Annotated in this window: 24 protein-coding genes; 6 read left to right on the top strand and 18 right to left on the bottom strand. The window is 49.7% G+C overall.

What is annotated here, in order from left to right:
• Positions 1 to 4: 4 nt before the first annotated feature.
• Genes VP504_RS14010 through VP504_RS14090 form a run of 17 tightly spaced genes read right to left on the bottom strand, consistent with a single transcriptional unit; the run spans position 5 to position 15,073 of the window.
• Complete coding sequence (locus VP504_RS14010; protein ID WP_325891697.1) at positions 5 to 1,231, bottom strand: beta-ketoacyl-ACP synthase; 1,227 nt, start codon at positions 1,229 to 1,231, stop codon at positions 5 to 7.
• On the bottom strand, positions 1,228 to 1,953 hold the full coding sequence (locus VP504_RS14015) for a 3-ketoacyl-ACP reductase FabG2 (RefSeq protein ID WP_325891698.1): 726 nt from the start codon (positions 1,951 to 1,953) through the stop codon (positions 1,228 to 1,230). The genes VP504_RS14010 and VP504_RS14015 overlap by 4 nt, the downstream gene beginning before the upstream one ends.
• The gene (locus tag VP504_RS14020; RefSeq protein ID WP_325891699.1) at positions 1,950 to 2,414 is read right to left on the bottom strand and encodes a hotdog family protein; all 465 of its coding nucleotides are present in this window, start codon (positions 2,412 to 2,414) and stop codon (positions 1,950 to 1,952) included. The genes VP504_RS14015 and VP504_RS14020 overlap by 4 nt, the downstream gene beginning before the upstream one ends.
• Positions 2,411 to 3,616 carry a beta-ketoacyl-[acyl-carrier-protein] synthase family protein gene (locus tag VP504_RS14025; RefSeq protein WP_325891700.1) on the bottom strand — a complete coding sequence of 402 codons (1,206 nt, stop codon included), beginning with the start codon at positions 3,614 to 3,616 and terminating at the stop codon, positions 2,411 to 2,413. Before VP504_RS14025 ends, VP504_RS14020 begins: the two co-directional genes overlap by 4 nt.
• 17 nt (positions 3,617 to 3,633) lie before the next feature.
• Positions 3,634 to 4,209, bottom strand: a complete 576-nt coding sequence (locus VP504_RS14030; protein ID WP_325891702.1) for a DUF3261 domain-containing protein — start codon at positions 4,207 to 4,209, stop codon at positions 3,634 to 3,636.
• On the bottom strand, positions 4,206 to 6,512 hold the full coding sequence (locus VP504_RS14035; RefSeq protein ID WP_325891704.1) for an MMPL family transporter: 2,307 nt from the start codon (positions 6,510 to 6,512) through the stop codon (positions 4,206 to 4,208). Before VP504_RS14035 ends, VP504_RS14030 begins: the two co-directional genes overlap by 4 nt.
• Positions 6,496 to 7,110, bottom strand: coding sequence for an outer membrane lipoprotein carrier protein LolA (locus VP504_RS14040; protein ID WP_325891705.1), 615 nt, complete (start codon positions 7,108 to 7,110; stop codon positions 6,496 to 6,498). Before VP504_RS14040 ends, VP504_RS14035 begins: the two co-directional genes overlap by 17 nt.
• On the bottom strand, positions 7,100 to 7,528 hold the full coding sequence (locus tag VP504_RS14045; RefSeq protein WP_325891706.1) for an acyl-CoA thioesterase: 429 nt from the start codon (positions 7,526 to 7,528) through the stop codon (positions 7,100 to 7,102). Before VP504_RS14045 ends, VP504_RS14040 begins: the two co-directional genes overlap by 11 nt.
• Positions 7,528 to 9,072 carry an HAL/PAL/TAL family ammonia-lyase gene (locus VP504_RS14050; protein ID WP_325891707.1) on the bottom strand — a complete coding sequence of 515 codons (1,545 nt, stop codon included), beginning with the start codon at positions 9,070 to 9,072 and terminating at the stop codon, positions 7,528 to 7,530. The genes VP504_RS14045 and VP504_RS14050 overlap by 1 nt, the downstream gene beginning before the upstream one ends.
• Positions 9,053 to 10,732: a glycosyltransferase family 2 protein gene (locus tag VP504_RS14055; RefSeq protein ID WP_325891708.1), complete on the bottom strand. Its 1,680-nt coding sequence runs from the start codon at positions 10,730 to 10,732 to the stop codon at positions 9,053 to 9,055. The genes VP504_RS14050 and VP504_RS14055 overlap by 20 nt, the downstream gene beginning before the upstream one ends.
• Positions 10,729 to 11,079 (bottom strand): ApeI family dehydratase, encoded by a 351-nt coding sequence (locus VP504_RS14060; protein WP_325891710.1) that lies wholly within the window; start codon positions 11,077 to 11,079, stop codon positions 10,729 to 10,731. Before VP504_RS14060 ends, VP504_RS14055 begins: the two co-directional genes overlap by 4 nt.
• Positions 11,080 to 11,110: 31 nt before the next feature.
• Positions 11,111 to 12,472, bottom strand: coding sequence for an AMP-binding protein (locus VP504_RS14065; RefSeq protein WP_325891712.1), 1,362 nt, complete (start codon positions 12,470 to 12,472; stop codon positions 11,111 to 11,113).
• Positions 12,469 to 13,023, bottom strand: a complete 555-nt coding sequence (locus VP504_RS14070) for a hypothetical protein (RefSeq protein WP_325891714.1) — start codon at positions 13,021 to 13,023, stop codon at positions 12,469 to 12,471. The genes VP504_RS14065 and VP504_RS14070 overlap by 4 nt, the downstream gene beginning before the upstream one ends.
• Before the next feature lies 1 nt (position 13,024).
• Entirely contained in the window at positions 13,025 to 13,279 is a 255-nt protein-coding gene (locus tag VP504_RS14075; protein WP_325891715.1) for an acyl carrier protein, read from the bottom strand.
• Between the two features lie 6 nt (positions 13,280 to 13,285).
• On the bottom strand, positions 13,286 to 13,543 hold the full coding sequence (locus VP504_RS14080; RefSeq protein ID WP_325891716.1) for a phosphopantetheine-binding protein: 258 nt from the start codon (positions 13,541 to 13,543) through the stop codon (positions 13,286 to 13,288).
• Positions 13,524 to 14,342, bottom strand: coding sequence for a lysophospholipid acyltransferase family protein (locus tag VP504_RS14085; RefSeq protein WP_325891717.1), 819 nt, complete (start codon positions 14,340 to 14,342; stop codon positions 13,524 to 13,526). Before VP504_RS14085 ends, VP504_RS14080 begins: the two co-directional genes overlap by 20 nt.
• On the bottom strand, positions 14,330 to 15,073 hold the full coding sequence (locus VP504_RS14090; protein ID WP_325891719.1) for a beta-ketoacyl synthase chain length factor: 744 nt from the start codon (positions 15,071 to 15,073) through the stop codon (positions 14,330 to 14,332). Before VP504_RS14090 ends, VP504_RS14085 begins: the two co-directional genes overlap by 13 nt.
• Before the next feature lie 155 nt (positions 15,074 to 15,228).
• On the opposite strand from VP504_RS14090, the gene VP504_RS14095 reads away from it, so the two are divergent.
• From VP504_RS14095 to VP504_RS14105, 3 genes are read left to right on the top strand one after another with little or no spacing between them, the layout of a single operon-like run.
• Entirely contained in the window at positions 15,229 to 15,621 is a 393-nt protein-coding gene (locus VP504_RS14095) for a hypothetical protein (RefSeq protein ID WP_325891720.1), read from the top strand.
• Positions 15,622 to 15,646: 25 nt separating this feature from the next.
• Positions 15,647 to 16,717, top strand: a complete 1,071-nt coding sequence (locus tag VP504_RS14100; protein ID WP_325891721.1) for a methyltransferase — start codon at positions 15,647 to 15,649, stop codon at positions 16,715 to 16,717.
• Positions 16,718 to 16,762: 45 nt separating this feature from the next.
• Positions 16,763 to 17,995 carry an NAD(P)/FAD-dependent oxidoreductase gene (locus VP504_RS14105; protein ID WP_325891722.1) on the top strand — a complete coding sequence of 411 codons (1,233 nt, stop codon included), beginning with the start codon at positions 16,763 to 16,765 and terminating at the stop codon, positions 17,993 to 17,995.
• Positions 17,996 to 18,058: 63 nt separating this feature from the next.
• Here the strand turns inward: VP504_RS14105 and barA are convergent, their stop codons facing one another.
• Positions 18,059 to 20,803, bottom strand: a complete 2,745-nt coding sequence (gene barA / locus VP504_RS14110; protein ID WP_325891723.1) for a two-component sensor histidine kinase BarA — start codon at positions 20,801 to 20,803, stop codon at positions 18,059 to 18,061.
• Positions 20,804 to 20,990: 187 nt separating this feature from the next.
• Here barA and rlmD point away from each other — a divergent pair, with 187 nt between their 5' ends.
• The 3 genes from rlmD to mazG all read left to right on the top strand — a co-directional run bounded on the left by rlmD (position 20,991) and on the right by mazG (position 25,460).
• Positions 20,991 to 22,307, top strand: a complete 1,317-nt coding sequence (gene rlmD, locus VP504_RS14115) for a 23S rRNA (uracil(1939)-C(5))-methyltransferase RlmD (protein ID WP_325891724.1) — start codon at positions 20,991 to 20,993, stop codon at positions 22,305 to 22,307.
• Between the two features lie 62 nt (positions 22,308 to 22,369).
• The gene (relA, locus tag VP504_RS14120; RefSeq protein ID WP_325891726.1) at positions 22,370 to 24,580 is read left to right on the top strand and encodes a GTP diphosphokinase; all 2,211 of its coding nucleotides are present in this window, start codon (positions 22,370 to 22,372) and stop codon (positions 24,578 to 24,580) included.
• A 61-nt stretch (positions 24,581 to 24,641) separates the two neighbouring features.
• Positions 24,642 to 25,460, top strand: coding sequence for a nucleoside triphosphate pyrophosphohydrolase (gene mazG, locus VP504_RS14125; protein ID WP_325891728.1), 819 nt, complete (start codon positions 24,642 to 24,644; stop codon positions 25,458 to 25,460).
• Positions 25,461 to 25,554: the final 94 nt, after the last annotated feature.

Raw genomic sequence — 25,554 nt, forward strand, 5'->3', positions numbered from 1 at the left:
CGCGTTAGACACGCTTAAAGATAATCGATGTATTGATACCACCAAACGCAAAGTTATTACTCATGATGTATTCACAGTCGATGTGGCGCCCTTCGCCGCGGATGTAGTCCAGTTCGCCACAAGCGGGGTCGATATTATCGAGGTTGATAGTCGGGCTGAACCAACCGCTGTTCATCATCTCAAGGCTCAGCCAGGCCTCAATCGCTCCACAAGCACCCAGCGTGTGGCCAAAGTAGCTTTTCAGTGAGCTGATGGGTGTCTGGTTACCGAAGATATTCGCAGTAGCGTTGCTCTCAGCGATATCCCCTTTTTCGGTTGCCGTACCGTGGGCGGAAACATAGCCGATTTTTTCTGGGACCAGATTGGCATTACGCAGCGCCATCTCCATACAAATCTGCATCGTTTCCATAGTTGGTTGAGTGACATGTGTGGCATCGCAGTTGCTGGCAAACCCGACAATTTCTGCAATGATGTTCGCACCACGGTCAACGGCGTGCTCGTATTCTTCCAGCACCAGTGTTCCTGAACCTTCGCCAATCACTAAGCCATCACGATTGGTGTCATAGGGACTTGGAGTCTTTGCAGGCGTATCGTTTTTCAGGCTGGTGGCAAACAGAGTGTCGAAAACGGCAGATTCGGTTGGGCAAAGCTCTTCCGCACCGCCAGCTACCATCACGGTCTGGTAGCCGTGCTTGATCGCTTCATAGGCGTAACCAATCGCCTGACTGCCTGATGTGCAGGCGCTGCTGGTCGGGATCACTCGACCTTTCAGGCCAAAGAACAGACCGACATTCACTGCGGTTGTGTGTGGCATCATTTGTACATAGCTCGTTGCGGTAATGGCGCGGGTACTCTTTTCATTCAGCATCACACCAAACGCACCAATCGCAGGAGTACTACCTGTGGAAGAGCCATAGGCAATACCTGTCTGGCCATTAGTTAGCACCTCGTTGCCAATTAGGCCACTTTGCTCAAGGGCACTTTCTGTTGCAACTGTAGAAAGCTGGGAAACACGTCCCATGCCACGCACTTTCTTACGCGGATAGTGCTTTGGCACACTGAATCCTTCCACTGGCGCGGCCAGTTTGGTGTTCAGGCCATCATATTGTTCGTAGTCAGGCATGTAGCGAACGGCATTTTTCATCGCTGCAAGCTTTGGCTGGACACTTTGCCAGTCGTTACCGAATGCAGTAACACCGGACATGCCAGTGATAACAACTCTGCGATTCATATCAGTCCTCCATTGACTGAAATCACCTGTCGGGTGACGTAGCTGGCGGACTCTGACATCAGATAGCTGACCAGACCAGCCACTTCTTCTGGTTTGCCCATACGGCGCATAGGCACCTGAGGAAGGGCATGTTCTTTCACATGCTCGTCCACCATACCAGTGTCGATAAGTCCTGGAGCCACACAGTTTACCGTGATCTTGCGTTTTGCAAGTTCCAGAGCCAGTGCCTTGGTGGCACCAATAATGCCAGCTTTAGCTGCGCTGTAATTGGTTTGACCGCGATTACCCATCAGGCCTGAAACCGATGCCATGGTCACGATGCGTCCGCCGCGGCGGCACTGGATCATTGGCATCACACAAGGATGCAGTACGTTGTAGAAACCATCAAGGTTGGTATGAACCACGCCATCCCATTCGCCTTCAGACATTGCAGGGAAGGCAGTGTCTGCTGTTACACCTGCATTGTTTACAACGCCATAGTATCCGCCATGAGTTGCCATATCCGCTTCAAGTTCAAGACGGCATTGCTCGCGGTTGGCGATATCAAAAGAGATAAGGCGGCCTGAACCACCCAGTGTGGTGATGTCTGCCAGCGTCTTTTCAGCGCCCGCTTTGTCGCGACCATAGTGGATCACGATATTGAAACCGTCTTTGGCAAGTTGAATGGCGATAGCACGGCCGATGCCTTTGCTTGCGCCGGTAACCAATACATCACGACTCATTGGGGCGTTCCTTTTAACATTTGCTGTAACTTTTCTTCTGAAGGCACATAAGCGTTGAGCTGGGCCGACGCAATTTCTTTGCCTCCCTGTTCAATGGTGCAGGCAAACACGGCCATACCATTACTTTCCATCACACGGTTGGCACGAACATCCAACAATGTTCCGCGGGGAAAGCTCGGGGCGTCGCATTTGTAGCGGCGGCTGCCCAACAAAAAACCGATAGGTGGCGCTTTGTTTTCTTTGCTTGCCTGATAACCCGACCAAGCAGCTACAGATTGAGCCATTAGCTCAATGCCTACCCAACCAGGAATTCCATTGATGCTTTTATCGAAAAACAAGCTGCTTTCACTTGAAGTCGCCTGACAATGAACGTGTAAATCACCCACATCAATCAGTGTATCGAGGAGGATCATGGGTGCCTTGTGAGGCAGCAGTTCGTGGAGTTTTGGTTGCGAACTCATAGTTTTCCAAAAATTAGCGATACGTTGTTTCCGCCAAAGGCAAACGAGTTGCTCAAAATAGCGTGTTTTTCCAGTCTTTCGCCTGCAGACACTAGACGAATCGGCGCAATATCGGGGTCGCGACCTACTTGTTCTGCGGGGACGGGGAGCGTGAGGTTGTGGCGAAGAATTTGCCAGCATATGGCAGCCTCTATCGCACTGGCTGCACCAAGCGTGTGACCTGTCAGGGGCTTGGTCGAGCTCACAGGAACATCATTACCCAAGACACGGCTGATGGCTTTGGATTCCATCGCATCGTTGAGAGGCGTGGCGGTACCATGTGCATTGACGTAACCAATCTTGTCTGGGGAAAGCCCTGCCTCCGTCAGCGCTTTTAACATGGCTTCTTCTGCGCCACGACCCTCTGGATCTGGGGCGGAGATGTGGTGTGCATCTGAGCTGTCACCAGCGCCAAGCAGAGCAATAGGCTCGGCCTCTTCAGGCCGCTCAAGTGAGAGCAGCATAAACGCGGCGGCTTCACCGATATTGATGCCGTCGCGTCCTTCTTCAAATGGGCGACATAAACCGGAAGAGACAGATTCCAAGCCATGAAATCCGTTCAGTGTTAAACGGCAAAGGGTGTCTGCGCCACCTACAATTACAGCGTCAGCCATGCCTGATTGCAGCAGTCTTTTAGCAGAAAGGAACACTTTCCCACTCGATGAGCAGGCGGTGGACACCACATAGCTTGGACCCGAGAGGCCAAAGTAGTTGCTGATAAAATCAGAAAGATTGCTCAGCTCTTGCTGACAATAGTGATAGTTCTCAGGTAGCGCACCGGTTTGTAATTGCTCGCTAAGGGCAACTTCACCATTGGAAATTCCTGATGTGCTGGAGCCGACGATGACGGCAACGCGATCTTCACCGTACTTTTCAATAGCGGTTTCAACTGCCCCTTGAATTTGGAGGATCGCGGACAGGGCCAAGCGGTTATTTCGTGTTTGTTGGTGTTGGAATTGTGCCGGGATCTCTGGGAGGTCTTCCATTACACGCCCAACAATCACGTCTTTGCCATCATTGAGGGTAAAGCGCTCGGCTTGGATGCCGTCACTCTTGCCGCTTTGCAGACTTCGGTGGATATCTTCAGAGCGCATACCCATTGCGGAATGCGACCCGCAAGCAAGGATATAAACCGGAGTTGTCTGTGTATCTGCGTCGGTCATTGCGATCTGCTCTTCCGTTATTCGAGGGTTTGAATCTGAATTTGGTAGTGCTGACGCACTTGCTCAAACTTGATATCGGCAGGAATACCTCCTGCAACCTTGGGCTCATCATACTGTATTTTTACCACAGTTTCGCCGTTCTCATCGATCAGGGTTCGGGTTGCAGCATCATCAACCAGTTGCCATCCAATCTGTGAAAGATGCGTTTGCCACGAAGAGGTCGGCCATAAAGTCAGCATCAGGTTCATGAGCACTTGTTTTCCATCAGGCATCACGACACCCAGACCCGTGAGGTTTTCTTTTTCCAGAGTGTGTCCATCGTAATTGATCGTCAATAAACGGGTTCCCCAACTGGAGAATCCCACTAAAACGACGTCTGATCCGGTGATCTCGAGATGTACAGGAAGCACCTGAGTAGTGTCACTCCACTTCGCGGTAATAAGCTGATTCACACTGACGGTACCTTGAAAATCTGAAGGAGCGGGTAAGCTGACAAATTTATCGGGTGCGATTTCAACGTGATTGCTATCAGGCACTGCCGTACAAGCAGAAAGCAGCAGATAAAAACCCAAACAGAGTACAACGCGAATCATTGATGAAGCTCCTTTTCTGGCTGTTGGATGGCCAATGGCGCGAGCAGCCAGGCGACACCGATACCGACCAATACAGTAACGCCGAAACTGTGAATAGCTTCGGTTTGGCTGAGAGACAGCAAGCCGAAAGAGAGTATGGTCGTCAGGGCGGCAAGGGTATTGGCGACCAAGGCGCGATAGCTGTCTTTGTGCTCGGCGAAAAACAGGGTGTAGTCGATACCAATTCCCAGCACGAGAAACAGTGCCAGCAGGTTGAATAAATTCATAGGAACTGGGCTGATGGCGCCTGCGGTCAAGGCTACACCAGCAGCGAGCAGTGGCGGGGTAAGAATGCGAACGGCACGGCGAACACCAAATCGTGTGCAGAGTAAGCCCAAAATGCCCAGACAAGCGATGCCCATCAAAATGGAAATACGCAGTCGGTACTGACCAAACAGGGTGGAAACTTCCTCGGCTTTGTTCAGCACACTCACCTCTGGAAAAGGTGCTATTGCTTGTCTGATAGTACTCATGTCAGTCGCATTTTGTAGTATCACAATGGCGGCATACTGTCCTTCATCAGGTCGTAACCAAAGCGATGAGAACAACTCATCGCTCGGAGCGTTAAGCATCTTCGAGGGTGTTAGAATATCAATATCGCTCGGGATTTTCGGCGCTGTCGCCAAGCCAATTTGTGCAGCGAGTTTTTCACCTTCTGACTGATAAAGTGATTGAACGAGGTCTAAGTTTTCTCGTTGTACCGGTGCTGGTGGCACCATATCGGCGGGGTTTTGATAACCGGAAAGGGCGTTTTCACTTTGAAGCTTTTCAAGTGCCGGAGTGAGAGCGTAAGCATTCTCCAGCACTTGCTGTTCGCTGCTTCCTTTGACCAGCAGCATCGGCTGGGAACTGCTGAGGCCAGTCACTGACCTGATGACCGATTCCTGCTCCTGCAATGACGGTGGCAGGGATTGTAATTGGCGGATGTTGTCATCGTAGTCTGCGTTAAAAAAGCCAATTAGAGCGACCAGCAAGGCAGCAACAGGCATGGCTATTCTCACCAGTGGGCGTTGCCATAGCATCAGGTAGCCCTTACTTGAATTTGCGAGAGGCAGTGTCTGGTATCTGGCTGGACGTTTCGTCAACAGCGGATACCAGAATATTACACTCAGGTAAGCGCCAAACAGGCCTGAGGCCGAAAACAGTGCAAGTTGCTGCAACCCCGGGAAAGGGGCAGCTAACATACTGAGGTAAGCAATCAGGGTGGAAATCAGGCCAAAGGTGATGGGAACGAAAACGCGTTTTAATCCCTCTTCTGAACGCCAAGATGCACCAGATGCGAGGCGGTCGGTCAGGTAGTGGAAGGCATAGTCTATCGATACGCCAATTAGGCTGGCGCCAATGACAAGGCTGAACAGGTGAATTTGTCCAAACACCAAAAGACAGACCGAAAAAGCTGTCACGACGCCAGTACCGATCGACAGTAAGGTCAGACTAACAGGTAAAAGGCTACGGTAGATCCAAAGTACCAAAAGCAGGATGCCGAGCATTGAGCCAACGCCAATGGTGCTGATTTCAGACTTGGCACTGTCGGTTCCGAAGGCCGCATAAAACACCACGCCAGTATGGAAGATTTGAGCATCAAACTTCGCGGCAGTGGCTTCCTCTAATTGTGCGATCTCTGTCAGCTGTTGTTGGGTTTGCATGGAGTAGGCTGAGCCGGAAAGCGTGCCGCGGATCAGAACATAAAATGTGCCATCCTGCTCTGTGGTCAGATAACCTTCTGTGATGGAAAAACGCTGGTTTTGCTTGTTCATCGTTTGCAGGTAATCACGGAACAGCAAAAAGGGATCGCCAGAAAGTTCAGCGCCAGTCACCCCGGAAAAAGGGTTGTAAACCTGTTGGATGACCTTGGCGGTCTGGGTAGCAGGCGCGTGCTTGAGTATCTGGCGTTGTTCCTGCGTCAGCAGTTGGTATCGGTAAGGTGCATAGGTGCTGACCCAGGCTGATTGCTCTTCATCAGACAATTTGCCATTTATTTTGCTGAAAAGTGGCAGCGTTTGAAGATCTGTTTCAAAAGCGCGGGCAGCTTTTATGGTCTGGTCTTGAGTGTCAGCGGAGATAAGGAACAGCACCTGATCTTCCATACTGCCAGCCACCTCATTAAAGGCTTTCTGAGCCAGGGGATCTTGCTTGTTTTCAGGAAGCAGGTTAAGGATGTTGGTGTCGAGCATCGCAGCGCCGCTTGGGTGGCGCAGTATTGCAGTGGCTGCGAGAAGAGACAGGGCAATCAGCCATAGTATGGCTTTAGTCGTTGAACGCACGGCGCTCCTCGTCAGTCAGCGCTGATGCGTGTCGGATATCGCTGAAAGTCACCGTGGTTTTGTCACCACGGAGCTCCTCCATCGTCAGTGCGTCAATGTTGTGACTGCCTGATAAAGTGATTCGACTGAAGACCTTTGTCAGTGGCGCATCGGTTGGAGTCAGCACGAGTGTCCACGCCTCAGGGCTGCCATCCAGCTCATAGCTAAATTGTTGGGTCAGCACATCTGCATCCGCATGGAAGAGAGTAAGGAAAAGGTCGCTGAAATAAAACGCCATCGGGTTATCTTTGGCGTAGATGACCTGCTCCGGTTGCCCCGGCATTTTCTGGCGAAGTGTTTGATCAGACAAAATCAGGGCGACGGGAAACGGCGTGGTCTGAAGCCAAAGCAGACCCTCTTTGTCACTCAAGACGAAGTTGCCGTTTGATACCAAAGGCTTGCTAAGCATCGCAATATCTTTGGTTTGCTCGAAGTCACCGCTTATCACGGCTGACTTTTCCAGCGTGTTTTGCAGATCAGAAAGTGCGAATGCCCAAGTCAGAGGGCTGGATATCATCAGGCTGACGGTCAAAAGTGCAGTGCCAAGCTTACGCAGCATTGAAGTATGCCTCCAATCGGTCTGTCAGGGCTTTAGGCGAAACAAAACACATTTCTTTCTCGTCGATGGAAACGGCCACCTGAGTGGTATGCCCTTTGGTCAAGCGTTTGCCACTCTCCGCGTCATAAATCACGTAATCAGTACGCAGGCGGTTTTCGTACTCGGTCAATGTCGCGGTGATACGGATTTCCTGATTGAACTGGACTGGTTTTACGTAGCGCACGGCAGTATCGATGATCGGCCACATGTATCCTGAGGCATTCATAGCAAGGTAGCCGTAATCAATCTTTTCCATCATCACGCGGCGGGCTTCTTCAAAGTAGCGGAAGTAATTGCCGTGATAGATAACGCCCATCGGGTCGGCATCCTGAAAGGACGTAATAAGAACCACTTCGGCGTTAAGCGTGCGCTTAGTCATTAATAAAGCTCCCAAGCTTGCTGCTGAATGCTATCGACGAAGCGGCGAAGATCCTGCTCAAGCGGACGGTCTTCAATCACCATCTCAAATTTATCCAGTACATGTTTTGTCATGGTGCGAAGCGCTGGGCTGAAATGATTCAAATCCAGCTCTCCATACTTGCGGCGAATTTCCAGTGCTTGCGTAGCAGCCAAAAGGCTGGCTGCAGTGACTTGCTCTGTCAACTGTAATACCCGCAGACAATCACGGGATGCGATGGTACCCATGCTGACCTTGTCCTGGTTGTGACATTCTGTTGAGCGGGAAAAGACACTCGCAGGCATGGTATGTTTCAGGGCTTCTGCCGTCCAAGCAGAGATACCGATTTGTACCGCTTTGAAACCGTGGTTGATAGGTCTGCGATCGCCTTCTGCGCCGGTGAGGTTAAATGGCAGGCCGTTGTTGAACTTATAATCCATCAGCTGTGCCATCTGGCGGTCAAGTAGGTCAGCAATGTTGGCAATGGCGGTTTTTAGCGAGTCCATCACCATGGCGATGTGGCCGCCGTAGAAGTGGCCTCCATGCAATACGCGCTCGTTGTCACCATCGATAATTGGGTTGTCATTGGCGCTGTTGAGTTCGTTTTCAATCATCTGGCGCGCCCAAGGCAGGGTGTCTTGCAGCACGCCAATGACGTGAGGGGCGCAGCGCAGCGAATAGCGATCCTGAAGTCGGTCGCTGTTGCGAGGCGGTTTATCTGCCTGCAAATCGTCACGCAGCCATTTGGCAATCTGCTGCTGGCCTGGGTGAGGTTTTACGGCAAACAAGGCTTCATCAAAATGGAAGTCGTTGCCATGCATTGCCAGCGAGACCATGGCAGTGATACGGGTAGAAAGTTGTGCCAGATATTCTGCACGTTTATAAGCAAGACAGGCTAGCGCTGTCATCACGGACGTGCCGTTCATCAGCGCCAAACCTTCTTTAGGTTTCAGCGTGATAGGTTCGATACCCAGTTGAGCAAAGACGTCTGCTGTTGGCCGAAGTTCGCCTTTGTAAATAACTTCACGCTCACCAATCAGGGCGGCAGCAACGTAGGACAATGGCGTCAAATCACCACTGGCGCCGACGGATCCTTCCTGTGGAATTCGCGGGGAAATGTCGTGATTGATCAAGGTGACCAACTGATTAAGCAGTTCCATGGTTACGCCGGATACGCCTTGTGTCAGTGAGTTGAGGCGGGTTGCCAAAACCGCACGGCTTTGTACGTGATCGAGGTTGTCGCCCAAACCACAACCATGAAAACGGGTCAGGTGCAGCGGTAGTTCATTAACGAGCACAGGTGGGATGGCTACGGTACAAGAGTCGCCATAGCCTGTGGTCACGCCATAAATCACGCCTTCTTCTTTCAGCAGGCGTTCAAGGAATCGTGATCCGCGGTCGATCCGCGCTGTAAATTCCTCGGAAGGGTTCAATGTTGCGCGGCTGCCATTGGCAATCGCGACAACAGATTCAATGGTGAGGGGCGCTTCCCCAAAAATGATGGTGTTATCCGTGTGACTTGTCATTGTTGCTGCTCGTTAACTGCCAGAATTTAAAAAAGTTATACCACTGCAAAGGGGCTTTGAGGGTGTAGTGCTCTAGGCGTTTTGCGTATTGTTCGACTATTTCCTGAAGCGCTTCTTCACGCTTTCCGCGGGGCAGTCGAATTGGGTCGTAAAACGGTTCAAAGTGCACATTGAAGTGCGGTGTTTGGCTTTGCTCATCACGAAGGCCAAACAACAGAAGAACGGGGGCTTTCAGTACCGATGCCAGTACGAAAGGCCCTTGCGGGAAAGGTGCAGGCTCACCGAGAAAATCTGCCATGATAATGCGCCCTTCACGAGTGACTGAGGTTCTGTCACCAACAATGACCACCCACTCGCCATTATCGATTTTTTGCTGGAGCATAATGGCGGTTTCAGGGCCAAGGTTTGATAATGAAATCAGATTAACCGATGCGTCTGCATTCACTTCATCCATCACCGAATTGAAATGCTCTGCGTGCTCGGTGAACACTAGGGCATTTATTTTTACATTGGCGTGGCGGCGGCTGAGGGCGCGACATAGCTCGATATTACCAAGGTGGGAGCCAATCAGCACAGCGCCGCGTTTTTTCTCCATCAGTTGGCGAAAGTGTTCGCCACCAGTAATGGTGAGGTTAGAAACGTCAAAGTCCCCTTTCCATGCTGCCAGTTTATCCAGCATGGTCTCTCCAAATGAAAGAAGGTGATCATAGCTGCTAAGAGGCCTTTCACCCGTATAATTGGCGACCTTCTGCAGGAAGTCTTCTGACGCTTCACGAGCGGCTTTGCCCGTCAGCCAGTAGTAATACATCACAGGTTTCAGCATCAGGCTGAAGGCTTTTCTGCCCAACAGGCTATAAGTCGCTAGAAGTAACTTGATGCCTAAAATGGTGCCGCGTTCTTTTCTGGCGGACCAGTGTTGGCTGTTCTTTCGTTTCATTGCCAGCAATCGGGGGATTTTTGGCAACATGGAAAAGAACAGCAGACTGTGCATTTTGCTGATACGAACGTTGTCTTTGAATGCATCGAAGTGCGACAGGCCGTCTTCGGGATAGATCACTTTGGTGTCGATATAACGAATATCGCAGCCATCCCAGTAAAGGCGCACCATGATTTCGATATCAAAGTCCATTCGTTTGCCGGGTGAAGACGCTTCAATCACTTTGAGTGTCTGGGCAAGCGGGTAGGCTCTGAATCCACACATGGAATCTTTGATGGTGGTTGACAGTGTTTCCAGCATCACCCAGAAGTGGGTGATATAACGTCCGTACAAACGGGACTTGGGTACGGTTTCATCGTAGATAGGCTTGCCGGAAATTAGGGAATCTGGGTGTGTCCGAGATTCTTCGATTAATACAGGTACCGCGTTGAGGTCATGCTGTCCGTCAGCGTCGATTTGAAGCGCATGGGTAAAGCCCAGTATTTGCGCCTGTTTCAGGCCTGCCATTACAGCACCACCTTTGCCCTGGTTTTCTTTGAGGCGATGAAGTGTCACATCATCCCGCTGTGAGAGTGCAGCCAGTACCATTTTGGTTTGCTCGTCGCTGCCGTCATCCACAATGAGGATTGGCAATTCTAACGCTTTGAGGGCATCGACCACAGCGCCAATGGCAGCACCGTGGTTATAGCAGGGGATGAGAAAGCAGGGGGAATAGTCGCTCATTTCGCCTCGCTGATCAGAACGCGTCCTGAGGAATGGGCTTTGTCGTTAGATTGATAGCTGAAATAGAGCTTTCTTTTCTCCGGATCCCAGTTCAGCGTCAGGGTCACAATGGCCTCTGGAAGAATAGGATCCTGAAACTTAATCACTTCCATACCACCAAACTGACCATCAAGCGCCAGAAACTCTTCGGCGTAGCGCATGGCTAAATCTATTTGGGTGACACCGGGCAGAATCGGAAACGTTGGGAAGTGACCTTTGAAATCTTCCAGACCACTATCAATCTGAAGTGTGAGGATCACGCTATTGGTTTCGGCTTTTGCGCTGAGTAATGTGGGTTTGCGTTGCATGTTTTTCCTGTAAGCGTTTTAGCAGCGCTTGTTATTGCGTCCGGTTAAACAAGGTTTCGATGGCCTGTTGTTGACGTTTGCCTTGGCTGTTTTGGGGAATGGCATCGACAAAGCGCCACTGGCGCGGGATTGCAATCGGTTCTAGCCACTCTCTGAGGCTTTTTCTAAGCATCAGTTTAAATTTTCCAGCCCCAATTTTAGCCAGCATCTTTTCACCTTCTGCAGATAATACTACTGCTGCGGCAATGATTTGTCTTTCATCCTGCTGGTGCAGAAGGCTGGCAGCATCCGTTATCCAGTCGCTTTGGCAAAGCCGCTGTTCAATTTCAGGCAGGGATACCCGCTTTTCTTCAATCTTTATCACGCGGTCAGCACGACCTTTCAGCAGGAAGGTGTTATTGTCATAAAGCTCGCACAAATCTGCAGTTTGATACCAATGGCCAGGTGTGATGTAAGGAGAGAGTAGTCGCAGGCAGCCCACATCATCCAGTTGAGCGCAGATGCCACTGAACAGTTGCCAGAGTGTGGTCTCAGTAGATTGTTGTCGAAAACCAATCCCGCCGGTTTCGGTGCTGCCATACACCTCGATGGGTAAGGTGCCGAGGCACTCAAGGCTACTTTGTGCCGCTGAGATGGGAAGAGGCCCACCTGAAGAAAATATCGCACGATATTGGCCGGATGTCGGCTCAATCATGCGCTTTAAGAGCGCAGGACTGCTGATCAATACTGTCTGTTCGTCAGCCTTGGCAATGACTTGTTCAGGGTAAACCAGATCATGGCGTTGGAACTGACGTCCAGCTGAAAGCGGCCATAGCAGACGGAACAACAAACCATAAATATGCTGATGCGATACGGTACTTTGAATGTGAGTGCCTTCGAGTTGCGCTCCCCATTGCGTCTCAAGCTGGTTGAGTTCTTCCTGAATCTGGAACAGTGACTTTTCAATGGCTTTCGGCACGCCACTGGAGCCTGACGTGTATAGCGTGAGAGTTAGATTATCAAATGCTTCAAGCCTTAAATTAGACGTACTGTGCGAGCCTGACAGAGGTAGTGATACAGAGGCGATGCCGGCAGGAGCAGCTACTCGGCTATCGTGCAATATGGCGTCGAAATAAATTGAGAGCTCAGTCAAAGATCCTGCCTGTAAATTTCCCGGCAGAACCAGAGATTTTCCTGCATGGGCACAGGCAAAAAATGCAGTGGCAAACAGGTAGCTGTCTTCAAAAGCCAGCGCCCACTTTTGTGCAGGAGATGCTTTCAATACTGAGGCGAGTAGTGCCACATCATCAGTAAATGTCCCCCAGTTTTTGCGACCACCGTCACCCAGTGCGACGGGCAAATCAGTATTGCGTTCTGACAGACAGAGGCATGATAATGGCGTAAAACGATTCAAGAGGCTCGCACCTTTTTCCTGATAATAAATTCGATACCAAAGAGAGCGCCAGCAGCAAGATAACTGAGTAAGCCGTTATACAGTGTCCAAATCTCCAGCGACATCAGACATGTCTGCCAGGCAATGGCACCGTTCACCAGAAAAAACAGGCACCAGACTTTGGTGACGTTACGGGTATATATTACGCCAGAAGCCGGTAAGTCAGGCTCCTGAAGGCGGGCAACTTGCTCAATGATGCTCATCGGCTGAAAGAGGCTGACGGCGAAAACAACAAACATGGTGGCGTTGACTGCGACAGGATAATAAAGAAACCAGTCGTATTGTTTGAAGACATAGCTGAGGGTAACCAACAGCAGGCCGATGACCCCCGTCGTTGTCGCTACAAGTCTCAGAGGGCTTTTTCCCAGAAGTTTACCAGAGGTCATCCGAAGCAAAAACAGGAGGCCAAGTAACAACGCGATAAGGCCAACTCCTCCGTGCGAAATCCCAGCGTACACCGCCAAGGGATAAGCGAGCAGGAGAAGGCCTGCCAGTGCGCCGAACATCCGCATTTTAGTCTACTAACAGGTCTGCAACGGCATCAACAACGTCTTGTACAGAGCGTACAGACTTAAACTCTTCCGGTTTAATTTTTTTGCCAGTGGTATTTTGCAGGTGAACAACCAGATCTACTGCATCAATGCTGTCGAGATCCAGCTCTTCATAAAGTTTGGCTTCAGAAATAACGTCGGCCGGATCCAGTTCGAATAATTCCACCAAAGCGTCGCGAACTTGCTCGAATATTTCTGCTTTATTTACTTCTGTCATTTTCTATTACGCTTTGTTAGCCGAAATGAAATTCGCAAGATTCGCCACTGAGGCAAAATGCTCACGGGTATTACTGTCATCGGCATCAATAGCAACGTTGTAAGCTTTTTTAATAGCGAGTCCGAGTTCAAGTGCGTCAATGGAATCTAAACCTAACCCTTCCCCAAAAAGTGGTGCATCGGTATCAATATCTTCTACGGTAAGATCTTCGAGATTAAGTACCTCAATGATCAACTGTTTTATATCATTTTGTAATTTGTCCACTGTAGCCTTCTATGTTTGTTTGCTGTTCAATTTTATTATTGTGTGGGAAAAGTTCCCTCTTGAGTCTTCTATTCAGGCGACGTGCCGCCGTCGCCTCTGCAATATCTGAATCGATAAATTCAGTCGCTGCTATCTTACCCTTCACTTCAACATGAAAAAAGGGGCGAACGTCTGGAACTTGATACCACTTTTTCTCTTTAGTGAGAAAGCTTGGTATGACAGTAATATGCACCAGTCGTATATCTGTTTGAGTTCGAACGGCAATTTGCGACGCACCACGTTGTAGTGATGACTCAATGCCAGGGGTGGTCCGGGTGCCTTCCGGGAAAATGAGCAATACATTGCCTTCACCCAGACGTAGGGCGCAGCGCTCGAGCAAATCATCAGGACTGTTGTTCGGGATATATCCCGCTGCCTTGACGGTGCCTTTCATAAACGGGTTATGCCAGATGGAGGATTTGACCAGGCAATCGCATTGCGGGAGCTGAGAAGTAATCAACACATAGTCGATCAAACTAGGATGGTTGGCGAGGATAATACAGTTACTGTCTTTGCGAAGAATGTCACCACCGGTGATTTTGTAGTTAATTGCACCAGTGTATTTCATGGTTAAACAAAAGATGGTGAAGGTCTTTTTAATGATACGTTGGACGCGAAGCTCTCTCTCTTTGGTGTCTCTAGCGCTGAACGTCATCAAAGGGAAAACAATAAAGGTCAGCAACAGGCCACCCAAACCAAAGAGGCTGAAACAAAACCCAGTTGCCAGTATCCGCCACCATTTGCTGATTAATCCGAACATTTAAAATCTCCTACCTGCCAAGCCCAGTGTTGACGAGCGCTTTCCATTTCAAAGCTTGAAGTTTTATTCAACCATTGACGATAGAATTCAAGTGCTTGGGGCAAAGTTGTGTCTTTTGGTTTTGGCGCGGGCGCTGCTCGTTGTATCTGAACTTGGTCGCCGGCTTTTAGCACCATTCCCATGGCATAGGGAGCGTTAGTGTAGGGTTCGAATTGGGAGTAAATTTCAGGAAGTGGCGCATCAAAATCCACCACCAATACTTTTTTATCAGGGTGTTGGTTGAGGTAAATAAACGCTTCTAGCAGTGCATAGTGGAATCCGTCTACACCTCCCGCTAGAGATGTGGCTGGGATAGGCTTTTTCGTTGCGATAGTAAACAAGCCTGCTGCCGTGTTATGCACTGATTGTGAAAACGCGGTGGGGGATGCTGGCTCACCAGCCAGGATTTCTTGAAGCAATTGGACGGTCCGTTGAAGCTCGCCATGGCGGCTTGAAAAGACAGAGTAGACGATGTCTTCGCTGGCTGACAGTGTTGCTGCAACCTGAACCACAATCTTACTGAGTGGGCTCATACGACGTCGCATCATTGCTGGAATAGCACTGGAAGCAGGCGCCGCGGCATCGCCAGGCCACTGACATTGATTTTGTTGCCATTTTGCCCAGTCTGCCGGGTTTTCCAAACCGGGTGACAAAGCAAAAAGACTCTGGATATTAAATTGAATACTGCTCATCGGTGGTGCTATAACATCCTTGGCTATGTGGCTGATCAAGGAATTGATGCCTTGAGCAGTGTTTAATACTTCACTTGGTAAGAAGTCAGAATGCGATCATATCGCAATGGCTACATCACGCAACCAAGGGATAACAATTTGATAGGGAGTCAGTCGTGAAATTAAAAAAATATCTAGTTTTGTTGGCAGTGGCATTCGCTTTGGTGGGTTGTAACCGCGTTCAACCGATTAAAGAAGTGATGAATGCTCCAGTTGCTTTTAATATTCCTGCAGCTTCGGTTAAACAGGCAATTATTGAGTCGGGTATTGACCGCGGATGGATTATGACTGAAACCAGCCCTGGTGTAATTCGTGGTGAATTATTTGTACGTTCTCATCGCGCCGTTGTCGACATCCCATATAGTGACAAGAGTTACTCCATTAATTACGTGGAGTCGGAAAACCTTATGGAAAGCGACGGTAAAATCCATCGTAATTACAATCGCTGGGTCAATAATTTAGATGTCGATATCCGCAAAAAACTGGCGGTTATGGCAGCTTCCCAGTAAATAGCTTTTAGTAGTAGGTTAAAGAGTGAATTCATTTCAAGCGGATCCATATAACGCTTTGAATGCAAAAACTGAGGCGCAAAAGTTAGCTTTTGCGCCTATTGTTTTTCATGCAGCTCGAAGCTTGAGGGATCTTGGTGTTTTAGCAGCATTGGATGATGCTGGTTCCCAGGGGTTGGATGCAGCAGAAATTACGCGAAAAACTGGGGTGTCAGAATATGGCGTTAAAGTATTGCTCGATATGGCAGTCAGCGCGCATATCGTAACTTGGCAATCACCCAACTATGTATTGGCGAATGTAGGGTATTTTCTGCTTTATGACGGAATGACCCGAGCCAACATGGATTTTATGGCGGACGTTTGTTACGCCGCGATGGCGCACCTCACTGAGTCCATTGAAACGGGCAGCCCAGCCGGACTCAAAGCGTTGGGGCAGTGGAGCTCAATCTACGAAGGGCTCTCGACGCTCCCGGGCAAAGCTAAAGAAAGCTGGTTCCAGTTTGATCATTTCTATTCCGACCGCTCATTCCCATTACTTATTGAAAAAGTCTTCGCTTCCAAGCCTAAGAGGTTATTCGATATTGGTGGCAATACCGGTAAATGGGCAACGCAATGCTGTAATTACGATGCAGATGTGGAAGTCACCATTATCGACCTGCCGCAGCAGATTGAAATGGCGTTAGAGCAGGCCAAATTGAATGGCCTTGAAGGGCGAATTAAAGGGCATGCTTTCAATGCGCTGGACAATTCACTATCGCTGCCGGAAGGTGCGGACGTTTGGTGGATGAGTCAGTTCCTTGATTGCTTCTCGCCCATGGAAATATTGAGTATCTTACGCCGTGTGCGTCAGACCATGTCTACTGATGCAACGGTTTATATCCTTGAGCTTTTCTGGGATGCGCAGAAATATGAAGCAGCCGCGTATAGCCTAAATGCTACTTCGCTGTACTTTACATGCCTGGCAAACGGTAATAGCCGCTTCTACCGCTGCGGAGAGTTTCTGCAGATTGTCGAAGAAGCAGGTTTCGAGGTTGCAGAGCGCATTGATAATATCGGCTTGGGACATACCCTGTTAACATTGAAAGCCCGTCTTTAACGACGAATGTCATTACCGTTTTGAATAGTTGAAAGGAGCCCATTTTTGAGATTGGAAACCACCCAGGTTGCGATTATCGGCGCAGGCCCTTCCGGGGCAATCGCGGCTGCACTGCTGAACCAGAAAGGCATCGACGTACTGGTGCTTGAGAAAGCGACGTTCCCACGATTCTCAATTGGTGAAAGTCTGTTGCCTGCCTGCATGGAATCAATCCGTGCAGCTGGCATGCTGGAAGCTGTCAACGCGGCTGGATTTCAGTTTAAAAACGGTGCGGCATTCAACCGCGAAGGGCGCTACATCAGCTTCGACTTCACCGACAAGTTCTCAGCGGGCGTAGGTACAACTTATCAGGTTCAACGTGCTGTCTTCGACAAGGTACTGGCTGATGACGCAGAAAGGCAGGGCGTGACTATTCGCTATCAGCATGAGATTGAAGCTGTGGATGTGAATGCGGACAAGCCCGTTCTTCACGTAAAAGATGAACAGGGTAAACATTACCAACTTCAGGCGGACTTCATTCTCGATGCCAGCGGTTTTGGCCGTGTATTGCCAAGGTTGCTTGATCTCGAAAGCCCATCCTGCTTGCCACCACGACAGGCAATTTTTACCCACATCGTCGATAACATCGATGCTGCTGAATATGACAGGGACAAGATCCTGATCTCTGTGCATCCGGATAATCATGATGTCTGGTATTGGCTGATCCCATTCAGCAACGGCACCTGTTCTTTCGGCATTGTGGGTGAGCCGGATTTCTTTGCGAATTACGCTGATGACCATATTGCAGCGATCAAACAACTGGCGAGTGAAGAGCCTTGGCTGGCGAAATTACTGATGAATGCGGAGTATCCAAACCAACCCGGTATGATCGGGGGCTATTCTGCGAATGTCAGTACGTTGGCTACAGACAAGTTTGCGCTGCTCGGCAATGCCGGTGAGTTTCTTGACCCGGTATTTTCTTCTGGTGTGACGATTGCGATGAAATCAGCTGAGCTTGCAGTCAACTCGCTGAGCCGCCAACTATCAGGCGAAAAAGTGGATTGGCTGAACGAGTATGAGAAACCACTTTTACGCGGTGTCGACACTTTCCGCTGCTACGTAGAAGGTTGGTATAAGGGCACATTGCAGGATGTGATTTTCTATCCAAACCCAGACCCGAAAATCAAAGGCATGGTGTGTTCAATTCTGGCGGGTTATGCGTGGGATACAGACAACCCTTATGTGGATGAGCCAGTGAGAAGACTCGATACCTTAGCGAAAATCTGTGCCGAAACATAAGGCAATTGATAAATGGATCAATAAGTAAAGAAAAGGCGTCTCGTCCCGCCTTTTTCGTCTCTGTCAGACAGTCGCATCGAGATAATGGGGAGACTGCTCCCTGATATTCTGAATCTCATCCAAGAGCTCAAATAACTCTGGTTCGATATCTTCGACTGTCGCACCTTTCTTAAGTTGGGTTTCCAATTCATGGCAAAGATTTTTGAGCCTTGGTACACCGCTATAGGCGCAGCTACCGTGTAGCTTATGGATGACAGCACTTAAATCCGCTTTGCTGTTTTTTAGTGCTAGGTGTACTTTCTCTTCGACTTCATCAAAAGAGCGAACCAGCATCTGCAGCATATCCCTTGCTAAATCCTCTTTGCCTGCGGCTTGCTTCATTGCCAATGACCAGTCAATGCTGAGCGCTTCTCCCAGCTTGTTTGGCGTGATAAGTGGCGAGTTTGGCTGAGTCTCGCCACTGTGTGGATGGGTCCAGTGGTGCAGCACTTGCTCGAGAATATGCTCCTCAATCGGTTTAGTCAGGTAGTCATCCATCCCTTCATTAAGTAAGCGCTCTCGCTCGCCCATCATGGCATGGGCAGTCACGGCAACGACTGGCGTATGCTGGTTCAGCGGCGTTTTTCGGATTTCCTGACAAGCCGTTACACCGTCCATTTCCGGCATTTGGATATCCATCAGGATAAGGTCGAAACGTTGTTTCTGCGCACAGGTGAGTGCTGCTTTACCATCTGAAGCGGTAAACACATTGGTCACGCGCTCTTTTAAAAGCGCATTAATCAGTTTGAGGTTGGCCGGGTTGTCATCAACGGCCATTACCGTTAGCGGCGCTTTATCGGTATGAACTTCAACCGCTGGTGGCAGCAAAGTAAGGGATTGCTGCTCACCCTGCAATTGTTCAATAAGTTTTCTCACCGACAATGGCTTAGCTAGGCAGGCTGCCACACCGGAGGCCAGTAGCGCTTCTGACAGAGCAAGTTCTGTGGTTGGCAGACAGAAAATAACTTTGTCACTGAACGCCTCTGCGCGTTTTGCCAGTGCTATTAACTCGTCGCTTTCAGGCACGTCGATGGCATCAACACAAATCAGCGCGGAGGAAACCCGCTCAGCGGTTTCCGGCAACTGGGCATAATCGCTCAATGTAATGTCAAAATGTTCCAAACGTTCCCGAATAAGCAGGCGGCTTTCTTGGTCAGGCTCAATCAACATCATAGTCTGACCTTGCAGTGCTTCAGTATCGATAGGGTGAACCAGTGGCAGGTCTGTTTTAATTAGCGACATGGTGAACCAGAACGTTGAGCCTTGATGGAGGCGACTGGAGAAGCCAATATCACCGCCCATCTGCTGCACCAGTTTCTGGGTGATCACCAAGCCTAGGCCCGTACCGCCATAGCGACGGCTGATACTGGCATCTGCCTGACGAAAGGCCTGGAATAGTTGTGACTGCTGGCGCTCAGAAATACCAATACCGGTATCTCGGATAATAAACTGAAGCTCCAGACGTTCATCGCGTTGTTGTTTGAGTTCTACGCTGACGCTGATGTGTCCGCGCTCGGTAAACTTGGTAGCATTACCAATCAGATTCGTGAGCACCTGCTGGATGCGCAGAGGGTCACCAATCACACCTGCCGGGATGCGGGGGTCGATACGAAGGTTTAGCTCAAGGCCTTTCTCATGTGCCATTGGGGCAAGCAGGCGCATGACTTCTTCCAGCGAGTCTTCAAAATCAAACGGAATATTTTCCAGAAGCAGTTTGCCTGCTTCCAGTTTAGAGAAATCCAGAATGTCGTTGATGATGGTCAGCAGGTTGTTGGCTGACTTTTCGATCGTCTGCAGATAATCCTGTTGGCTGCTTGAAAGCTGGGTTTTCAGCATCTGTCGGGTAAAGCCAATCACGCCATTCAACGGTGTTCTGAGCTCGTGCGACATGTTAGCAAGGAACTCCGATTTCACTCTCGCAGCTTCCTGTGCATTTTTCTTGGCGATGTCGAGTTCAACGTTTTGTATTTCGAGCTGTTCTAAGGTCTCACGTAAATCTGAGGTCGCCTGGTCGATACTTTGTTGCATCTCAAGGTGATATTCCGACAGCGAAATGGCCATCGCGTTAATACCGTTTTTCAGGGTGTCTAACTCTCCCAATAATTTGCCCTCAATCCGAACATCGAGATGCCCACGACGGATTCTGTCGATCATGCTTATCATCTGGTTGATGGGCATTTCGACATCTTGCAAAAGCCGATAGGCGAAGAAGCAAGAAAGGATCAGACCAAGAATCAACACTACACCGGCAGAGATGAACTCCTGATATTGCTTGAGTTTCACCGTAGAAAGATCCATCTCCATGGTGATGTAGCCGATTGGCTGCTCTTGTACCAGTGGATTGTTAAAACTGGCAATCGCACGGATTGGTGCACGGAGTAAGAGTGCATCTTTGAGGTGGATGACTTCCAGGCGCTCAGGCAATGGTTGCCCACGAGGTACTGCCAATAAATCAAGATTGCGATGATAATTAGAAGTCACAAATAGATCATTTTGGCTGGAAAATACCGCAATACTTCGGATGTATTCGCTGTGCTGGCGGTGCGTGTATCCAATCAGGCGCCGCACATTTTCCCGGCTTTCATTGGCAAGGCCAATTTCACTGGCAATGGCCAAGGGTTCGATAATCGCCTGTCCAGCTACTGCAAGCTGTTGCTCCAGCTCCTGATAGCGGTTTTTGATGAAATAAGCGCTCAGCAATATGCCGATGATAAGCGTCGGGGCAAGGGTTAGGGTGATTACTCTGGCGCGAAGTCCGTATTTGGTCATGCTGTCTATTCTGTGGGAGAATTGCCGTCATTTTTCAGACATACCGTGAATTATAACCTCACGCAGTAAGTCTACACCAAAGCTGATGGCGAGAATTCAGCAGGTTATCACAACTGACTGGTCGCCAATATTCGAATCTATGCACAGACTGTTAGTGCGGTTGGTTGCAAAAGCTGGAACATATTTCATGGCACGTTTTTTTAAGCCACAGAAGAAAAAGACTCTTGATACCAAGCACAAGGCGATGACTATCGCCCGTCTCGACCATCAGGGGGATGGCGTGGCGTTTGACGGCAAAAAGCCGGTGTTTGTTGCTGGCGCTTTACCGGGTGAAGAGGTATTGCTGCAGCTTACGGAAGATAAACGTCAGTTTGCCCGTGCCCGTCTTATCAAAGTCACCAAGCCGAGTGCCGAGCGCATCAAACCATTTTGCCAGCATTACGGTACCTGTGGCGGCTGTAACCTCCAGCACTTGGGCCATGATGCCCAGATTGCAGTCAAACAGGAAACGCTGTCCCAGTTGATGAAGAAGTTTGCATCAGTGGATCTCGCCCAAGATGCGGCAGTGGTGTCTAAAGAGAAGGGTTACCGCCGCCGTGCACGTCTTAGCGTCAAAGTGAGTAAAAGTGGCGCTCTTGAAATGGGATTCCGTCAACGCAGCGCCAATGACATTGTGACCGTCACAGATTGTCCGGTGCTTGATGCGCGGTTGAATACGCTATTGCCAGATGTTTATACCTTGCTGGATGGTCTTCGTGGACGTCGTATCATTGGCCATATTGAGCTGGTGGCTTCCAATCAAGGTCGCGTGCTTTTGGTTCGTGCTATTAAACCGTTGCATGAAGACGATCAGGCAACGCTAAAAGGCTTCGCAGAACAACACGGTTTGATTTATTACTTGCAGCAAGCCGATGAGGCAGTGAAGCGAGTTCTCGGTGAGCAGCCAAATTACGCACTTGGCTATCTGACGCTTGCCTTTGAGCCGCAAGACTTTATTCAGGTCAATGCGGATATCAATGAAAAGATGATTGTGCAGGCGCTGGATTGGCTGTCATTAACAGAAGAGGATGCGGTGTTGGATCTTTTCTGTGGTCTGGGCAATTTCAGTTTACCGCTTGCTGCGAAGGTAAAAACCGTCGTCGGTATTGAAGGCGTGGAAGAGATGGTAATGCGCGCGTCAGATAATGCGATGCGTAATCAACAAAGCAATGCGCGTTTCTATCATGCCAACTTGGAACTGGATGTGGCTGAAACTGTCTGGGGACGTGAAAGCTACAACAAAATTTTGCTCGATCCTGCGCGTGCTGGTGCTTTAGGGGTAATGCCTTATGTGGCACAATCTGGAGCTCAGCAGGTAGTGTATGTTTCCTGCAACCCGACAACCTTGGCACGTGACAGCCAGGTGCTTTTGGAAAACGGGTATCAATTGGTTAGGTTGGGCATGTTGGACATGTTCCCACACACAGGGCACTTGGAGTCGATGGCGTTGTTTGTCAAAGATTGAGTCGCCCGCGCCGGGCTGCATGATGGTTGCCCGTCTACGGATAAGAAAAACAGGATAGTGAAATGGTCGCAATTCGTGGCGCGCACTTAAACGACAATAAAGAATTTGTGCTTGAACGCTGGGTAGAGGGTCTTGCCCAGGAGGCTGCCGCATCTAAGGCTTTAACCAAAGCCTATCATCACTGCCAGACGCTGGGCGATGAGCAGACTCTCGCTCAGCCGCTTTGGTGTGGGCGGGAGATGATTGAAATCCTTGTTACTCTCAGCATGGACAAGGAAACATTGCTAGCCGCACTGCTGTTCCCAATGGTGGAAGATGGTGTGTTGAGCAATGAATTACTCAAAGAGCATTACGGAAACAACATCGCCAAGCTGGTGGAGGGTGTTCAGGAAATGGCAGCAATTCGCCATCTGAACGCCAATAATGAAGAAGCTACCGCTTCACAGGTAGATAACGTGCGTCGTATGTTGCTCTCCATGGTCGATGACTTCCGTTGTGTGGTCATCAAACTGGCTGAGCGCATTACTTACCTGCGTGAAGTAAAAAACGAGTCTGACGAAGTACGTCAGGCTGTAGCGAAAGAGTGTGCAAATATCTACGCCCCGCTTGCTAACCGATTAGGTATCGGCCAGCTCAAGTGGGAAATCGAGGATTACGCGTTCCGTTATCAGCACTCGCTGACCTACAAACAAATTGCCAAACAACTGGCAGAGCGCCGTATTGACCGTGAGCAGTACATCGACACCTTTGTGTCCGATCTGCAAAGCGCGATGGAAAATTACAACATCAACGCGCAGGTCTATGGTCGACCAAAACATATCTACAGCATCTGGCGTAAGATGCAGAAAAAAGGCTTGGATTTTGATGAGCTTTTTGACGTGCGAGCTGTGCGTATTATTGCTGATCAGCTTCAGGATTGCTATGCCGCGCTGGGTGCCGTTCACACCAAATATCGTCATCTACCGAAAGAGTTTGATGACTACGTTGCGAACCCGAAACCAAATGGTTACCAATCGATTCACACTGTTGTATTGGGACCTGAAGGCAAAACGGTAGAAATCCAAATCCGTACCAAGCAGATGCACGATGATGCAGAGCTTGGCGTCGCGGCCCACTGGAAATACAAAGAAGGCTCGTCAGCTGGCCGCAGTGGCTACGATGAGAAGATTACCTGGCTGCGTAAACTGCTGGCTTGGCAAGAGGAGATGTCCGATTCCGGCGAAATGCTGGACGAGCTTCGGAGTCAGGTGTTTGATGATCGCGTTTATGCCTTTACACCAAAAGGTGATGTAGTTGACCTGCCAATCGGCGCGACACCGCTGGATTTTGCTTACCACATCCACTCTGAAGTGGGTCACCGTTGTATCGGTGCCAAAGTGGAAGGGCGGATCGTGCCGTTCACCTATCACCTCAACATGGGCGATCAGGTCGAAATCATTACCCAGAAAGAACCGAATCCTTCCCGAGATTGGCTGAATCCAAGCCTTGGCTTTGTGACTTCAGGCCGCGCACGTGCCAAGATAAATGCTTGGTTCCGTAAGCAAGCGCGAGAGAAGAACGTCGAGGCAGGTAAAGAAATTCTTGATGCTGAACTTGCGAAGATTGGTGCTGCTAGTAAAGATGCCACGCTCGCCATGAAGCGCTTCAATGTTAACAGCCTTGATGAAGTGTACGCGGGTGTTGGTAGCGGTGATTTGCGTATCAACCAGGTGGTGAATTACATCAATTCTGTGGTCAACAAACTGACCAAAGAACAGGAAGATGAGCAGCTTCGCGCCAAACTGGAGCAGGCTGAAACACAGACCACAACCAAGCGACCACGCAGAGATGCTGTTGTCGTTGAAGGCGTGGATAACCTGATGACCCACCTTGCGCGCTGCTGTCAGCCCATCCCAGGCGACGAAATCGAAGGCTACGTAACACAAGGCCGCGGTATTTCAGTACACCGCGCGGACTGTGAACAATTGGCAGAGCTTCGCCATCATGCACCGGAGCGCCTTATCGATACTGTGTGGGGTGGCGGCTATGTCGGCAACTACCAAATCACAGTACGTGTTTCTGCATCCGAGCGAAGTGGTTTGATTAAAGATCTCACCAACGTCTTGCTGAACGAAAAAGCGAAAGTTTCTGGCATGCAAAGCCGGGTCGACTACAAGCAGCAAATGTCTATTATGGACTTTGACTTAGAGCTGAGTGACCTCGAAGTGCTGAGCCGGGTGATCTCCCGCTTGGAGCAAGTTAAAGACGTGCATGAAGCCAAACGGCTTCGCTAACAATATTGAATTTCTATGAAGGGAAAGCACTGCTTTCCCTTTTCTTTTGGGCGGGTAAGAGATGAAAAAAATGTCGCGAATGCAAGAATTGCTGGAAATTATGGCTACCCTTAGGGACCCGCAAAACGGCTGCGATTGGGACAAGAAGCAAACCTTCGATTCCATAATTCCTTACACTATCGAAGAAACTTTTGAAGCGGTGGACGCGATTGAACGCCAGGAATGGGCAGATGTTCGCGATGAACTGGGCGATCTGCTGTTTCAGATTGTGTTCTATAGTCAACTCGGAAAAGAGCAGGGCCTGTTTGAATTTGAAGACATTGCCGGTGCCATGTGCGACAAGCTGGTGCGTCGCCATCCTCATGTTTTTGGTGAAAAAGATGCCGATGGCTACCCGCTGGAGAAAGCAGACTGGGAAGGCATAAAAGCGCAGGAACGTGCCGCCAAAGCCAAGCCGGATGCAGAGCTCAGTATTTTGGATGATGTACCGACCTCACTTCCAGCATTGGGCCGAGCAGCGAAACTGCAAAAGCGTTGCGCGCGATTCGGCTTTGATTGGGACTCGGTAGGCCCTGTTGCCGAAAAAGTGCAGGAAGAGCTTGATGAGGTGATGGAAGAAGCCTTGATGGTAGATGTCGACCAAGAACGTGTCGATGAAGAAGTCGGCGATTTACTTTTTGCCGCGGTCAATCTTGCCCGCCACCTTGGCACTAATCCTGAAATGGCGCTTCGAAAAGCGAATATGAAATTCGAAAGTCGCTTTCGTAAAATTGAAATGAAATTACGCGATAATGGTAAAAAATTGCAGGAAAGTGAGCCAGATGAGCTCGAAAATCTCTGGCAAGAAGTAAAGCGTGACGAGGGCAACAAATTGACGTAAGTCACTCAATTGATTTGCGACAAAAAAAAACGGCATTCTGTGTGATAGTTTTCACGTTGTGGGAAGTTTCTGGCTCTGGTAATATGTCGTCCCG

The organism is Grimontia sp. NTOU-MAR1, assembly GCF_035758505.1.
GTDB classification, from domain to species: domain Bacteria; phylum Pseudomonadota; class Gammaproteobacteria; order Enterobacterales; family Vibrionaceae; genus Enterovibrio; species Enterovibrio marinus.

Excerpts from the sequence above, each read along its gene's own strand:
- VP504_RS14010 (WP_325891697.1), bottom strand. The coding sequence starts at position 1,231 with ATGAATCGCAGAGTTGTTATCACTGGCATGTCCGGTGTTACTGCATTC.
- VP504_RS14015 (WP_325891698.1), bottom strand. The coding sequence starts at position 1,953 with ATGAGTCGTGATGTATTGGTTACCGGCGCAAGCAAAGGCATCGGCCGT.
- VP504_RS14020 (WP_325891699.1), bottom strand. The coding sequence starts at position 2,414 with ATGAGTTCGCAACCAAAACTCCACGAACTGCTGCCTCACAAGGCACCC.
- VP504_RS14025 (WP_325891700.1), bottom strand. The coding sequence starts at position 3,616 with ATGACCGACGCAGATACACAGACAACTCCGGTTTATATCCTTGCTTGC.
- VP504_RS14030 (WP_325891702.1), bottom strand. The coding sequence starts at position 4,209 with ATGATTCGCGTTGTACTCTGTTTGGGTTTTTATCTGCTGCTTTCTGCT.
- VP504_RS14040 (WP_325891705.1), bottom strand. The coding sequence starts at position 7,110 with ATGCTGCGTAAGCTTGGCACTGCACTTTTGACCGTCAGCCTGATGATA.
- VP504_RS14045 (WP_325891706.1), bottom strand. The coding sequence starts at position 7,528 with ATGACTAAGCGCACGCTTAACGCCGAAGTGGTTCTTATTACGTCCTTT.
- VP504_RS14050 (WP_325891707.1), bottom strand. The coding sequence starts at position 9,072 with ATGACAAGTCACACGGATAACACCATCATTTTTGGGGAAGCGCCCCTC.
- VP504_RS14055 (WP_325891708.1), bottom strand. The coding sequence starts at position 10,732 with ATGAGCGACTATTCCCCCTGCTTTCTCATCCCCTGCTATAACCACGGT.
- VP504_RS14060 (WP_325891710.1), bottom strand. The coding sequence starts at position 11,079 with ATGCAACGCAAACCCACATTACTCAGCGCAAAAGCCGAAACCAATAGC.
- VP504_RS14070 (WP_325891714.1), bottom strand. The coding sequence starts at position 13,023 with ATGCGGATGTTCGGCGCACTGGCAGGCCTTCTCCTGCTCGCTTATCCC.
- VP504_RS14075 (WP_325891715.1), bottom strand. The coding sequence starts at position 13,279 with ATGACAGAAGTAAATAAAGCAGAAATATTCGAGCAAGTTCGCGACGCT.
- VP504_RS14085 (WP_325891717.1), bottom strand. The coding sequence starts at position 14,342 with ATGTTCGGATTAATCAGCAAATGGTGGCGGATACTGGCAACTGGGTTT.
- VP504_RS14090 (WP_325891719.1), bottom strand. The coding sequence starts at position 15,073 with ATGAGCAGTATTCAATTTAATATCCAGAGTCTTTTTGCTTTGTCACCC.
- barA (WP_325891723.1), bottom strand. The coding sequence starts at position 20,803 with ATGACCAAATACGGACTTCGCGCCAGAGTAATCACCCTAACCCTTGCC.
- rlmD (WP_325891724.1), top strand. The coding sequence starts at position 20,991 with ATGGCACGTTTTTTTAAGCCACAGAAGAAAAAGACTCTTGATACCAAG.
- relA (WP_325891726.1), top strand. The coding sequence starts at position 22,370 with ATGGTCGCAATTCGTGGCGCGCACTTAAACGACAATAAAGAATTTGTG.
- mazG (WP_325891728.1), top strand. The coding sequence starts at position 24,642 with ATGAAAAAAATGTCGCGAATGCAAGAATTGCTGGAAATTATGGCTACC.